The following is a 13,566-nucleotide window of genomic DNA, read 5'->3' as shown; positions in this document are numbered from 1 at the left end:
CAGTCACGCTCCGACCCCGACGGCCCCTACGGCGACTACTACGTCTGGGCCGACGACGACAAGCAGTACCAGGACGCCCGCATCATCTTCGTGGACACCGAAGCCTCCAACTGGACCTTCGACCCCGTCCGCAAACAGTACTTCTGGCACCGCTTCTTCTCCCACCAGCCCGACCTCAACTACGAGAACCCCGCCGTCCAGGAAGAGATCCTCGCCGCCCTGCGCTTCTGGCTCGACCTGGGCATCGACGGCTTCCGCCTCGACGCCGTGCCCTACCTCTACGCCGAGGAAGGCACCAACTGCGAAAACCTCCCCGCCACCCACGCCTTCCTCAAACACGTCCGCAAAACCATCGACGCCCAGTACCCCGACGTCGTCATCCTCGCCGAAGCCAACCAATGGCCCGAAGACGTCGTCGACTACTTCGGCGACTACCAAAGCGGCGGCGACGAATGCCACATGGCATTCCACTTCCCCGTCATGCCCCGCATCTTCATGGCCGTCCGCCGCGAATCGCGCTACCCCGTCTCCGAGATCCTCGCCAAGACCCCCGCCATCCCCTCCAGCTGCCAATGGGGCATCTTCCTGCGCAACCACGACGAGCTCACCCTCGAAATGGTCACCGACGAAGAACGCGACTACATGTACGCGGAATACGCCAAAGACCCCCGCATGCGCGCCAACATCGGCATCCGCCGCCGCCTCGCCCCCCTCCTGGACAACGACCGCAACCAGATCGAACTCTTCACCGCCCTGCTGCTGTCCCTGCCCGGCTCACCGATCCTCTACTACGGCGACGAGATCGGCATGGGCGACAACATCTGGCTCGGCGACCGCGACGCCGTGCGCACCCCCATGCAATGGACCCCCGACCGCAACGCAGGCTTCTCCTCCTGCGACCCCGGCCGCCTGTCCCTGCCCACGATCATGGACCCCGTCTACGGCTACCAGGTCACCAACGTCGAAGCATCGATGTCCACCCCGGCATCCCTGCTCCACTGGACCCGCCGCATGATCGAGATCCGCAAACAGAACCCCGCCTTCGGCCTCGGCTCCTACACCGAACTGCCCTCCTCCAACCCCGCCGTCATCGCGTTCCTGCGCGAATACCGCGACGACCTCGTCCTGTGCGTCCACAACTTCTCCCGCTTCGCCCAGCCCACCGAACTCGACCTCCAGGCCTTCAACGGCCGCCACCCCGTCGAACTCATCGGCGGCGTCCGCTTCCCCGCCATCGGCGAACTCCCCTACCTCCTCACCCTCGCAGGACACGGCTTCTACTGGTTCCGACTGTGTGCCGCCGGGGCGGCGTCCCCTCTCGCTCACCACGATTGGACCTGATCCACCATGTCCTCGGCCCTGCTGACGCACTCGCGCGTCTCCCACGCGCAGCTCGCCGCTCTCCTGGCGCGCTGGCTGCCCGACCAACGATGGTTCGCCGGCCGCGACCACAGGATCACGGACCTGTCCGTGGTGACAGCGACCCAGCTGACCACCGACTGCTTCCATCTGCTGATCCGGGTCGAGCAGCACGGCGAACAGGACAGCGTCCACTACCAGTTGCTGCTGGGCGCGACCGACCGCATCCCCCCTCGCACGCGCCGACACGTCCTCGGCGAGATCGAGGGACCGACCGGGCACGCGCTGCTGGTCCACGACGCCGTCCACGACCACCGCGCCATGGTGCACCTCCTCGACCGCATCCGCCGGGGCGGCGCCATGAAGAACCTTCGCTTCGAGTCCTTCCCCCGCACCGGGGTACCGAGCGGCCTCGCGCCCCACGTCCTCGACACGGAACAGTCCAACACCTCGATCGTCTACGGCAACCAACTGATCCTGAAACTCTTCCGGCGTGTGCAACCTGGCATCAACCCCGACCTGGAGGTGCCGGCTGCGCTGGCCCGGTACGGCTACGCCCGGGTCCCCGCCCCCACGGCCTGGTTCCACACGATGACCCCGTTCTTCGCGACGCTCGGCGTCGTGCAGCCCTACCTGACCGATGCCGCGGACGGCTGGGCACTGGCCCGCGAATCGGCAGCGCGGCGCACGGACTTCGTCGAGGAGGCCCGGCAACTGGGCCGGGCGACGGCGGAACTCCACGTGGCCCTGTCCGAGACGTTCCCCGTCACCGCTGCCCCCGCCGATCACAGCATCCGCCTGGCGGACGCCATGACCCATCGGCTCCGGCAGGCCGCCGCTCACGTACCCGCGCTGCGCGCGTACGCGCCGGCCCTCACCGGTGTCTTCGCGGACTTCGCGCTGTCGGGCCACGACCTGCCCTTGCAACGGATACACGGTGACTTCCACCTGGGGCAGGTACTGCGCGCCGGTGACGAGTGGCACATCGTCGACTTCGAAGGCGAACCCTCCAAACCGCTGACGGAGCGACGCGGCGACCACTCCCCGGTGGGGGACATCGCGGGCATGCTGCGCTCCTTCGACTACGCGGCCCACACCGACACGTCCCCCCGCACCGCATGGGCGCAGCGCAGCCGTGCCGCCTTCTGCGACGGATACGCCGAGTCCGGCCGCTTCGCTCCGCACGCCATCGCGACGGTGCTGCGCGCGCACGAGGCGGACCGGGCCGTCTACGAAGTCCTCTACGAGGCAGCCCACCGCCCCGACTGGATCGCCGTGCCCCTCACGGCCGTCGACCGCATGTGCCGCGCCCGTTGACCACCGCCCTTACGGGGGCACCGAGGGAGTTCCGCAGATGGCCGTCGCCGAAGTGACTTCGCCCGCCACCCGTCAGGCCCGTCCCGCACCGCCCCTGAACGCGGCGGACCGAGACAGGCTGCTGCACGGTGAGCATCACGACCCGCACTCCGTCCTGGGCGCCCACCAGGGGCCCGCCGGTGTCGTCGTGCGCTGCCTGCGGCCGCACGCACTCGGCGTCCACGTACGCGTCGGCCCCACTTCCTGGGTCCTGCACGACGAAGGCGGCGGCCTGTTCACGGGCACCATCGCGGCGGACTCCACCCTCCCGCACCGGCTGCGCGTCACCTATCCGCAGGCCGTCGTCGAGGGGGACGATCCCTACCGCTTCCCACCCACCCTCGGCGAGCTCGACCTCCACCTCTTCTCCGAGGGCCGGCACGAACAACTGTGGACCGTGCTCGGCGCCCACGTACAAGAACACCAAGGGGTACGGGGCACACGCTTCGCGGTCTGGGCGCCCAACGCCAGGGGCGTGCGCGTACGCGGCGACTTCAACCACTGGGACGGCACCGCCCTGCCGATGCGCTCCCTCGGCGGCTCCGGTGTCTGGGAGCTCTTCGTCCCCGGCATCGGTGCAGGAGCCCTCTACAAATTCGAGATCACGGGCCCCGACGGCACGCGGGTCGAGCGCGCCGACCCGATGGCGCGGCACACCCAACCGCCACCCGCGACCGCCTCCGTCGTGTCCGACAGCCAGTACACGTGGGAGGACGAGCACTGGATGCGCACGCGTGCCGACCGTCCCGCCCATACAGCGCCCATGTCCGTCTACGAGGTGCACCTCGCCTCGTGGCGACCCGGCGCGACCTACCGGGAGCTGGCCGAGGAACTCACCGCCTACGTCACCGAGTTGGGCTTCACCCACGTGGAGCTCATGCCCGTGGCCGAGCACCCCTTCGGCGGCTCCTGGGGCTACCAGGTCACCGGCTTCTACGCGCCCACCGCTCGCCTCGGCACCCCCGACGACTTCAAGTACCTGGTCGACGCCCTGCACCGGGCAGGCGTCGGCGTCCTCCTGGACTGGGTCCCCGGCCACTTCCCCCGCGACGAGTGGGCGCTGGCCCAGTTCGACGGGCGCCCCCTGTACGAACCGCAGGACCCGGCACAGGCCGCGCACCCCGACTGGGGCACCCTCGTCTTCGACTTCGGCCGCCGCGAGGTACGTAATTTCCTCGTCGCCAACGCCGTGTACTGGTGCGAGGAGTTCCACCTCGACGGGCTGCGCGTGGACGCCGTGGCCTCCATGCTCTACCTCGACTACTCCCGCGCGGAGGGAACCTGGACCCCCAACGCGCACGGCGGACGCGAGAACCTGGACGCCGTCGCCTTCCTGCAGGAGATGAACGCCACCCTCTACCGACGCTGCCCGGGCATCGTCACCGTCGCCGAGGAGTCGACGGCGTGGGACGGCGTGACCCGCCCGACGGATCAGCCGGCCGCAGGCGGCCTCGGCGGACTGGGCTTCGGTCTCAAGTGGAACATGGGCTGGTCCCACGACTCCCTCGCCTACCTCGCCCGCGACCCCGTCCACCGCAAGCACCACCACCACGAGATCACGTTCTCGATGGCCTATGCCCACAGCGAGCACTACGTCCTGCCCCTCTCCCACGACGACGTGGTGCACGGCAAACGGTCGCTGGTGTCGAAGATGCCCGGCGACTGGTGGCAGCAACGCGCGACCCTCCGCGCCTACTTGGCATTCATGTGGGCCCACCCCGGCAAGAAGCTGCTGTTCATGGGCCAGGAATTCGCTCAGGGCAGCGAGTGGTCCGAGACCGACGGGCCCCCGTGGTGGGCGCTCGACGAAGCCCACCCCGCGCACGAGGACCACCGGGGCGCCCAGCGCCTCGTGACCGACCTCAACCGACGCTACGTCGCCGAATCCGCGCTCTGGGAGCACGACAGCGACCCCGCGGGCTTCTCCTGGGCCGAAGCGGACGCCGCGGACGACAACGTCCTGGCGTTCCTCCGCCACTCCCCCGACGGCGAACCGCTGCTGGCGGTGGCCCACTTCGCCCCCGTGGTGCGCGACGCCTACCGCATCGGCGTCCCGCAGGTCGCCTCGGGAGCCTGGCACGAGGTCCTCAACACCGACGAAACGCGATACGGCGGCAGCGGGGTCCGCAACGAGACCCCCCTCCCCCAGGAATCCCGCGCCCACCACGGCTCCCCCGCCTCGCTCACACTGCGTCTGCCCCCCTTGGCGGTGCTCTGGCTCAGCCCCACGAGCCTCGCGCCGGCACCCCCGCATCGCCCCTCCGGTCCCTTCGGCGCGACAGGAAAGTGAACCGACGGGGCCGCTCTCCTCACTGATGTCGTCAGTGGTGCACAGGCCCGTTCAGCGCAGTCGCCGCCGCTTCACTCGCCCGCACCACACAGACCGCTGTGAACTGCACGTTCGCGGTAAACGGCGGCCAAAAACGTTCGCGAGCTGAAGCACGCGACGCTGCGGAAGGCCGCCGAACGGGCTTGCGTCAGAGCAATGGCGGTTCTTCTGACGACAACTCCTGAGTCGTAGCCGCTCCGCTTCTTGGAGGAAGCCCTGATGCGTTCGCTGAAGATAGCCACCGGCACCGTCCTGGCCAGCACTGCGATCCTGTTTGCCGCGCCGATGGCCTCGGCGTCCGACACCCAGTGCGACCCGGCGACCGCCGCGGCGATGGAGGCGGAATCCGCCTACAAGGCGGCCCTCGCCGACTACCAGAAGGAAATCGACGCCGGCGGGCACCCGGGCCAGGCCGAGCAGGACAACGTCGACCAGCTCAAGCAGAAGTCCGACTCCGCTGCCTCCGAGGCCCAGCGCGTGTGCGGTGACACGGTGATGAACCCGACCGCACCCACGACGCAGAAGCCGACCGGTGCGATGCACACCGGTACCGGCTCCACCAGCACGGACCCCGCGAACGTGCCGGCGCTCGCTGCCGCGGGCGGCCTGGCCGTCGCGGCCGCCGCCGGGTTCGTCCTGCGCCGCCGCTCGCACCACAGCCGTCAGCACTGACGCCCCGCCGCCGTGCGTCGCCCTGCCCTGGAAACACTCCGGCAGGGCGGCGCACGGCAGGTATGCGCACATGCCGGTCGCGTCGAGCGGGACGAACTGAGGTCTGCACATGCAGCGTTGGGGTAGCGAGCACAGCCCCGCCCCGAGGTGGCGGGTGCCCGAAGGGCAGGCCGCCCAGTGGCGGGCGACCGCCGCCCGCCCGCCGGTGAGGTGGCGGTTTCCCTGGGAACTGTGCCTGCTCCTGTCGGCCATCGCGATCGTCGTCTTCACCCTCGTCGGCCGCCCGCCCGCCGGACCGCCCCAGCCCACGGGGCCGTACGCGAACGGCACGAGTGAGCACGGCACACGGCGTGAGGACCCGCCGGCTCCCCCGTTGCCCGCCGCCCCGCCCTTGCGCGTGTCCGTACCGGCCATCCACGTGGATGCCCCGCTGATGGCCCTCGCGCTCCAGGCCGACGGCCGGCTCGCCGCCCCGCCCGAGAACGACCGGAACCTGGCCGGATGGTGGGCGGGCGGACCGGCCCCCGGCACGCGCGGCACCTCCATCATCGCCGGGCACGTCGACATCCCCACCGGGCCCGCCGCCTTCTACGACCTCGGCGCCCTGCACCCCGGCATGAAGATCAATGTCTCGCGCGCCGACGGTCGGACCGCGCACTTCACCATCGACAGCATCGACGTCTACAACGCCGACGACTACCCCGACGACAAGGTGTACGCCGACACCGGCCGTCCCGAACTGCGCCTGATCACCTGCGGCGGCGGCTTCGACAAGAAGCTCCAGCAGTACCAGGGCAACGTCGTCGTCACCGCCCACCTGACGCGGAGCTGACAGCGCTGCCCCTGCACGCGCCGGGCCCCGGTCGTCCCGGGCAGGGATGAGCCGTCAACCCGTAAGGACGTCCTGCGTGAGGTAGAGCGGCATCGAGTCCTCCCACCGGCTGTCGGTCAGGAGCTTCTTGTCGGTGCCGTCCGCGTTCATGCTGAAGATCTGGCCGTAGGGCTGGAAGGTGTCGTCGTACAGGGCCGCCTCCTCCCGGAAGCCGTACATGCCGCTGTTGTAGAGGATGCGCCCGTCGTGGTTCCAGACCGCATGCCCGTCGTTCGCGCCGCTGCTGGTGAGGACCTTGAGGCCGGTGCCGTCGGGCTTGATGGTGCACACGTCGAAGTCGGTCGGGCTCGTCTTGCGGGTGAAGAGGATCAGCTTGCCGTCCCAGGACCAGTCCGGCAGGTTGTCCGACTCGGTGGTGAGGACGGTGGTCGCGCCCGTTCTGAGGTCGAGGATGCGCAGGCCCATCTCCTTGCCCCAGACGCGGTAGACGATCCGGTTGCCGTCCTGCGAGTAGCTCGGGAAGCCCGCGTTGGTCGTCCCGTCCGTGAGCACCTGGTGCGAGGAGCCGTCACTGGGCACGCGCACCAGTACGGCATTGCTCGTGGCTCGGGTCTGGAACCAGCCGCCCAGGCCGAACGCGATCCACTTGCCGTCGTGCGACCAGGTGGGCCGGAACGCGCCCGCCAGGCCGTGCTGGACCTGCGTCTGGTCGAGGCCCGAGGTGGCGGTGTCGAAGACGACCTTCTGGTCGGAACCGTCGGGGCGCATGGTGACGATCGAGGAGTTGCCGAGCTGCTTGTCGGTGATCGCCAGACGCCCGTCGGCGGAGAGTGCGGGGAACACGTCGCAGAAGCGGTAGTCCCAGTCCGCGTCCCAGCTGTGCAGCGGCGCGTCGAGCGTCCGCGTCGTGTAGTCGGGCTTCTCGTAGATCACCGACTTCCCGTCGGGCGACCAGACGGGAGAGCGCAGGGGCCGCCTGACCGGCTGCCGGGTTGCCGAGACGTACGCCAGCCCTTCGTCTGCGCCTCCCTTGACGAGATAGCCGATGTCCGTCGGCGACACGTACTGCGGCGCGACCTTCAGGTTCGGGCCGGTGGTGTGCTCGACACGGGCCCCGCTCGCGACGTCCACGGAGACGATCTGGGACGCGACGGTCCCGATGGCCTCCGGCCGGTGCGCGCCCCAGGTGTCCTCGACGGTGATCTCGTAGAAGACGATCCTGGAACCGTCAGGAGACCACTTCGGCGAACCGAGGCAGTACCCGTCCCGGTCGGCCACCTGGCGGAAGCCGGTGCCGTCCGGGCGGACGACGTAGATGCTCAGCTCCTGCGTGTGCTCCCACCCGGTGCCGTTGCCGTGTCCGCGCCATGCGGTGTTGCGGTCGCTGGAGAAGGCGATCCACCGGCCGTCGGGCGACCAGGAGGGGCGGAAGTGGCCGTCGGGGCTCGCGGGGTCACCGGCGAGAGCCGGCGTGCCCGTCAGACTGGTCCGCTTGTTCGTGCGCAGGTCGAGAACCCAGATGTGGGTCTTGTGGTCCCCGCGCGTGGAGACATAGGCGACCTTGGTGCCGTCGGGCGACGGGACGGCCCAGTCGTTCATGGCCGCGTCGGCCACCAGGGGCTGCACGCCCGAGCCGTCGGTCTTCGCCCGGTAGAGACAGGAGTGTCCGTCGCCCGTGCGCTCCGACGTGAAGAACACCGAGGTGCCGTCGGCGGAGAAGGCCGCGTGGTGGTCGAAGGACCCGTCCTTCAGCAGCTTGCGTTCGTTCGATCCGTCGGCGTCGCAGATGTACAGCGTGGATGCGGACGGGCCGATGCGGTTCATCAGCATCACGCCCTTCTTGCCCAAGGAGGCCGCCGCGACGGCGAAGGGCGGAGGCAGGAGCGCGGTGCCGGCGACGGCCGCTCCGGCCGCGAGGAATGCTCGACGCTTCATGTCAGGTGACATCTGTGTGCGGTCCTTTCGTTGACGGTGGACGTGTGTACGCACGGGACGGTGTCGTGGGCGACGTAGTGCATCTCGGCAGCAGGGACTGGCCGTGGGGGGTCTGCCGGGCGAAGCGATGGCCTGCGTGTCGGACGGCGCCGGTCGCGGGACTCACGACGCCGGTCCCTGCGGAAGCGGCCGCGCGCCGCTCCGGCCGCACCCGCGCACGGAGCACGTTCAGAGGTGAGCGGCCGGCGCCGCCCCGCGTCGGCGGTACACGCCGACGCAGTCCGGGTTGGGGACGGCCACGGCGGTCCCGGTGTCGGTGAGCCGGCCGGAGCCCGGCTCGACCAGGAAGAGGTGGACGGTGCCGCTCGCCTCGTTCGCGACGAACATCCACCGTCCGTCGGGATGCAGGGAGAAGCTCCACGGGGTGACGCCCGCGCACGGCAGCCGCTGCACCTCGGTGAGCAGGCCGGTGCGCTGGTCGACGGCGAACACGACCAGGGCGTTGTCCCCCCTGTTGGAGACGTAGACGTGACGACCGTCGTGGCTGACGGCCAGCTCGGCGGCGCTCGTGGCACCGGTGTGTCCCGGCGCGTTCGTCGTCAGAAGTTGGCGAGGTGTCAGCACCCCCGACCGGGCATTCCACGACAGGACTTCTATGTCGGCACTCAGTTCGTTCAGCAGGTAGACGGTCCGTCCGCGCGGGTGGAAGGCCAGGCGCCGTGGGCCCGATCCCGGCGCCGTCGCGTAGGAGCCGGGACGGCCCGCGGACGAGGTGTCGGACATCCGGCGCGTGGCCCGGTCGTAGCGGTGGACGAACACGCGGTCCGCGCCGAAGTCCGCGACCAGCGCGAACCTGCGGCTCGGGTCGAGGACGACGTGGTGCACGTGCGGGCCCGCCTGGCGCGGGTTGGGTCCGGACCCGCTGTCCCGCACCGTGCAGGCCACCGCGCCGAGTCCGCCGTCGTGGCGGAGGGCGACGGTCGATGCCGAACCGGCCGCGAAGTCGGCTACCAGCAGGGTGTCCGCGTCCGCGTCGACCCCGATGTAGGACAGACCACCGCTGCCGCCCGGAGTGTCCTCCGTCTGTATCTCGCCGGTCCGGTGCAGGTCCGCGGTGGAGTCGTCGATACGGAACGTGCGGATGATTCCGCCCTGTTCGCCGCCGGCGACGTAGAGGACGGGGCGCGTCGGGTGCACGGCCACCCAGTTGGAGCTGACCTCGGCGACGGCACCGAGGGAGGTCAGGGTGCCGCGGACAGGGTCGAAGTCGAGGGCATGCACTTGGTTCTTGCCCCAGGTGCCGACGTAGAGCACGTCACTGGGACGCTCGCCGGCGGCGGCCCGGGCCGGGGACGCCAACGGCAGGGCGGCGGTTGCGGTGGTCGCCGATATGGCGGCGAGGACGGTTCTGCGGGAGGGGCGCCGGGGCGACGGCGGTACGTCGTCCCGGGTCGTGTGCGGCGGCTCGTTCATCGAGAGGGCCGGCCTTTCTCGGGGAGAGGGTCTGCGGCTCGGGCGGGTCTGCGGGCGGCTCAGCTCGTGGTCTGCGGGCGGCGGCGTGCCGCGAGGCCGAGGAGCTTGAGGGCGTAGGAGTCGAGCGCGCTCAGGACGCCGTTGAGGGCGAGGGTCAGGGCGACGAGGACGATGAGGCCGGCGAACTCGGCTGCCGCGTCCAGGTTCTGGGCCGCGGTGAAGAGCTCGTGGCCCACGCCCTCGGAGGAGGCGATGAACTCGCCGCCGATGACGCCGAGGATGGCGAGCGGCCCACCGGTCTTCAGCGCGGCGAAGAAGGGGGCGGCGAGCGTCGGGATGGTGACGTAGCCGAGGACGTGGTGCCTGCGTCCGCCCATCACCTGGACGACCTCGACGAGTTCGCGTTCCCGCAGCCGCAGGCCCAGGTAGACGTTGTAGAAGACGACGAAGGCGACACCGGTCATGGCGATGGTGATCTTCGACCAGGGGCCGATGCCGAAGAACAGCAGGAAGAGAGGGGCGAGGGCGATCTTCGGTATGCCGTTGAGGGCCGCGACGAGCGGTTCGAGGACGCGGCCCAGAAGCGGGAACGATCCGAGGACCAGCCCCATCACGGTCCCCGCGGCGACGCCGAGGCCGAAGCCGGCCAGGACCTCGACGGTGGTCACCTTGATGTCGGCCCATCCGGTCGCCGAACCGAGCATCGAGGTGAGCGCGTCGTACACCTCGGTGGGCTTGCTGACCGCGTACTCGGGCACGACCGGGCCGCTCATCACCTGCCACAGGACGAGGGCGACGATGATCACCACGACGCGGAGCGCGATGACGGTGAGAGTCCGGTGCCCGCCGGTGCGCCTCTTCCTGGCGGGCCGTCCCCGTGGGGCGGTGTCGGGCTCGGTCACGGCGTGCTGGGTGACGGTTGCCATGGTCTGCTCCGTTCCGGTGGGGGTCGGCCGTTTCACGGCAGGTAGGTGTTGGTCCAGTTGTCGGCGGTCACCTTGGCGTCGGGGACCGCGCCGATGCCGTCCTTGACGAAGGCGACGGTCTTGTTCCAGCCCGCCTCGTCCTGCTTGGCGCTCTTGGGCCACTCGACCTGTTCGACGGCCGCGGTCAGTACGTCGTCGGGCACGCCCGGCAGGGTCTTGCGCGAGGCGGCCAGCACGCTCTTGTCGTCGGAGGGATGCGCGCTGAGGTACGTCGTGGCCTGCTGGACGGCGGTGGCGAATCCCTTCACGGTCTTCGCGTCCGACTTCGCGTAGCTCTTCTTCACCACGACGGCCTGGCCGTATCCGGCCTGTGCGAACGACCACTCGGGCACCTTGGTGGGATCGGCCACCACGACCCCGTCTCCCTCGTGCTGCACCTGCAACGGGATCGGCTCGGAGGTGATGAACCAGTCGACCTCGCCCTTGGTCAGCGCGGCCTTGTCGGCGGCGGGGCTCGGCAGCGACACCCACTTCAGCTTCGCCGGGTCGACGCCATGGGCCTTGAGGAAGATGCCGGCTTCCGCCTTGGTGTTGGCGGAGCTGGCGCCGGCCGTCGAGTCGGCCAGGGCCTTGGCCACCTCCGCCGCGGGGGACTTGGCGGTCAGAGCGTGCTTCTTCGCGAACGCCGTGCTGACGACGATGCCGAGCGGGTTGCCGCCGCCGTTGTGCGCGACGGACAGCTCCGGCAGCCCCTTGGACAGGCCCGCGAGGTAACTGGTGGGGCTGGAGTTGAGGAACTGGACGGAACCCGACTGCAGGGCCGAGGTGCCCGTGGCGGCGGTCAACGTCACGTACTTGATCTTGATGTTCTGCTTGTCGAAATAGCCCTGCTCCTCCGCCAGACGTATCGACAGGTCGAAGACGTTGCCGCTCACGCCGACGGAGACGGTCGTCTTGCCGTCCGCGCCGACCGACGACGAGCCGTCGTTGCCACAGGCGGTCAGCAGCGCGGCGCCGCACGCCACGGTGGTGGCCAGCGCGAGCGAGCGGTGCTTCGTGCGGTGGTGGATCATGGGAACTCCTTTGTTCACCAGGCTTGTTGCGTGCGGAAGAAGCGGAGCCAGAAGTCGGTGCGTGCCGGGTCCGCGACGGGGACCGGACGGCAACGCGCACCGATCTCCATCACGGCCGCGGTGTCCGGCGAGAAGGCGGGCCAGTGGGGCAGGCCGGTGCCGTTGGGGTCTCCCGAGGCCGCGAAGTTGGTCCAGTACGCGCAGAGGATCCGCGCCACCTCGTGGTCCTCGTCGGTCCACGACGCGGTGCCGCCCTCGGGGTTGCCGAAGACGTAGTCGATCTCCGAACCGTGCGACGCCCCGCGCAGCCCCTGCCCGCGGTGGGTCCAGAAGTAGGTGTGCAGGCTACGGGTGGTGCGGCGGGTCCAGTCGCCGCCCCACAGACAGGTGGACAGGCGGGAGTTGTCGCGCGCGGCCGTGCTGCTCGCGCGCGCCGCCTCGTCGTCCGTCGCGGCCGGGTACAGACGCAGGAACTCCTCGGCCAGCGGGCCGAACTTCCGGTGCGCCGCCGCCCGGTGCTGCTCCAGGGTGACGTGGACCGGGGGTGATCCGGGCCGGACCGTGCGGCGGCCGGTGCGCAGGGCGGCGACGAGGCTGTCGGGCACCGCGCCGCTCTCGTCGAGGTTGTTCCCGGTGAGGTAGTCGACGTCGTTCTGCAGGCCCTTGGTGTACGTCTCGTCGTAGCCGGCGGGGACCGCCCACCCGTCGACGACCGGACGCAGCAGCGGGGGTGCGGCGGTGCCGCCCGTGTCGACGCCGATGTCGACGGGATGGTGGCCGTCGATCAGCTTGTGCCAGTCCAGCGACCGCAGTTCGGCGATGCCGCGGGCGCCGTGCTCCCGGACGTACTGGATTCCCGCGCTCTCCGCGTCGGCGGGCAGGCGGTAGGAGGTGGACAGATAGCGCAGTTCGGGGTCGCGGGCGTAGCGGGCGTGGCTCTGGGCGATCGCCCGGTGGAACAGGCCCTTGGCGAGCGGGGACATGGCCAGGAAGTTGACCAGGCCCGCCCCCGCGGACTGTCCCGCGACGGTCACACGGCCCGGGTCGCCGCCGAAGTGCTCGATGTTGTCGCGCACCCAGCGCAGGACAGCGACGCAGTCGAGGAGTCCGTAGTTGCCGCTGGTGCCGTGCTCGGACTCCTCGCTCAGCTCGGGTGCGGCGAGGAACCCCAGCGCGCCGAGGCGGTAGTTGAAGGTGACCACGACGGTGCCTGTGCGGGCGAGGTGCTCGCCGTCGTAGCGGGGGTGCGCGCCGGTGCCGCCGCGGAAACCACCGCCGTAGATCCAGACGAGGACCGGCCGGTGTTCCTCGCGGGAGGGCGCCCCCGTCCAGATGTTCAGGCTCAGGCAGTCTTCGCTCATCGGGACGTCGACGCCGGTCGCTGCCGCCTCGGTCGGTGCCTGGGGGCACATGGGGCCGAACCGGTCCGCCTGCCGGACGCCCTCCCAGGGGACCGGTGGCCGGGGCGGACGCCAGCGCAGCTCTCCCACGGGCGGAGCCGCGTACGGGATGCCGCGAAAGACGGTGACGGCGCGGTCCCGGCAGACGATGCCCTGGACGCGTCCCGCTTCGGTGTCCGCGGTGGGACGGTGCATGCGGTCCTTTCCGCCC

Annotated in this window: 10 protein-coding genes; 5 read left to right on the top strand and 5 right to left on the bottom strand. The window is 70.4% G+C overall.

Features of this window, described 5'->3' with window-relative positions; genetic code table 11:
• The 5 genes from treS to G3I40_RS10760 form a co-directional block, all read left to right on the top strand.
• The coding region (gene treS / locus G3I40_RS10780; RefSeq protein WP_164301939.1) for a maltose alpha-D-glucosyltransferase at window positions 1-1,341 on the top strand (1,341 nt) is incomplete at its 5' end.
• A 6-nt stretch (window positions 1,342-1,347) separates the two neighbouring features.
• Window positions 1,348-2,676, top strand: coding sequence for a phosphotransferase (locus G3I40_RS10775; protein WP_164301938.1), 1,329 nt, complete (start codon window positions 1,348-1,350; stop codon window positions 2,674-2,676).
• A 37-nt stretch (window positions 2,677-2,713) separates the two neighbouring features.
• The gene (glgB, locus tag G3I40_RS10770) at window positions 2,714-5,005 is read left to right on the top strand and encodes a 1,4-alpha-glucan branching enzyme (protein ID WP_164301937.1); all 2,292 of its coding nucleotides are present in this window, start codon (window positions 2,714-2,716) and stop codon (window positions 5,003-5,005) included.
• A gap of 258 nt (window positions 5,006-5,263) precedes the next feature.
• Window positions 5,264-5,716, top strand: coding sequence for a hypothetical protein (locus G3I40_RS10765; RefSeq protein ID WP_164301936.1), 453 nt, complete (start codon window positions 5,264-5,266; stop codon window positions 5,714-5,716).
• A gap of 154 nt (window positions 5,717-5,870) precedes the next feature.
• Window positions 5,871-6,548: a class F sortase gene (locus tag G3I40_RS10760; RefSeq protein ID WP_343244888.1), complete on the top strand. Its 678-nt coding sequence runs from the start codon at window positions 5,871-5,873 to the stop codon at window positions 6,546-6,548.
• A 54-nt stretch (window positions 6,549-6,602) separates the two neighbouring features.
• Here G3I40_RS10760 and G3I40_RS10755 read toward each other — a convergent pair whose 3' ends face one another.
• The 5 genes from G3I40_RS10755 to G3I40_RS10735 all read right to left on the bottom strand — a co-directional run bounded on the left by G3I40_RS10755 (window position 6,603) and on the right by G3I40_RS10735 (window position 13,550).
• A complete protein-coding gene (locus tag G3I40_RS10755) occupies window positions 6,603-8,483 on the bottom strand; it encodes a PD40 domain-containing protein (RefSeq protein ID WP_164301934.1) in 1,881 nt (626 codons plus the stop codon).
• A 228-nt stretch (window positions 8,484-8,711) separates the two neighbouring features.
• Window positions 8,712-9,956, bottom strand: coding sequence for a lactonase family protein (locus G3I40_RS10750; protein WP_203643811.1), 1,245 nt, complete (start codon window positions 9,954-9,956; stop codon window positions 8,712-8,714).
• Window positions 9,957-10,015: 59 nt separating this feature from the next.
• Window positions 10,016-10,882 carry an ABC transporter permease gene (locus G3I40_RS10745; protein WP_164301933.1) on the bottom strand — a complete coding sequence of 289 codons (867 nt, stop codon included), beginning with the start codon at window positions 10,880-10,882 and terminating at the stop codon, window positions 10,016-10,018.
• A 32-nt stretch (window positions 10,883-10,914) separates the two neighbouring features.
• On the bottom strand, window positions 10,915-11,955 hold the full coding sequence (locus tag G3I40_RS10740; RefSeq protein WP_164301932.1) for an ABC transporter substrate-binding protein: 1,041 nt from the start codon (window positions 11,953-11,955) through the stop codon (window positions 10,915-10,917).
• Window positions 11,956-11,969: 14 nt separating this feature from the next.
• Complete coding sequence (locus G3I40_RS10735; RefSeq protein ID WP_164301931.1) at window positions 11,970-13,550, bottom strand: carboxylesterase family protein; 1,581 nt, start codon at window positions 13,548-13,550, stop codon at window positions 11,970-11,972.
• Window positions 13,551-13,566 lie beyond the last annotated feature (16 nt).

The sequence above is a fragment of the Streptomyces sp. SID14478 genome (genome assembly GCF_010548525.1).
Classification (GTDB): Bacteria; Actinomycetota; Actinomycetes; order Streptomycetales; family Streptomycetaceae; genus Streptomyces.
This window is presented reverse-complemented; position numbering and strand designations above follow the sequence as displayed.

Bases quoted from the DNA above. Each gene is read 5' to 3' on its own strand.
- G3I40_RS10735 (WP_164301931.1), bottom strand. From the start codon at position 13,550: ATGCACCGTCCCACCGCGGACACCGAAGCGGGACGCGTCCAGGGCATC.
- glgB (WP_164301937.1), top strand. From the start codon at position 2,714: ATGGCCGTCGCCGAAGTGACTTCGCCCGCCACCCGTCAGGCCCGTCCC.
- G3I40_RS10755 (WP_164301934.1), bottom strand. From the start codon at position 8,483: ATGAAGCGTCGAGCATTCCTCGCGGCCGGAGCGGCCGTCGCCGGCACC.
- G3I40_RS10765 (WP_164301936.1), top strand. From the start codon at position 5,264: ATGCGTTCGCTGAAGATAGCCACCGGCACCGTCCTGGCCAGCACTGCG.
- G3I40_RS10750 (WP_203643811.1), bottom strand. From the start codon at position 9,956: ATGAACGAGCCGCCGCACACGACCCGGGACGACGTACCGCCGTCGCCC.
- G3I40_RS10775 (WP_164301938.1), top strand. From the start codon at position 1,348: ATGTCCTCGGCCCTGCTGACGCACTCGCGCGTCTCCCACGCGCAGCTC.
- G3I40_RS10745 (WP_164301933.1), bottom strand. From the start codon at position 10,882: ATGGCAACCGTCACCCAGCACGCCGTGACCGAGCCCGACACCGCCCCA.
- G3I40_RS10740 (WP_164301932.1), bottom strand. From the start codon at position 11,955: ATGATCCACCACCGCACGAAGCACCGCTCGCTCGCGCTGGCCACCACC.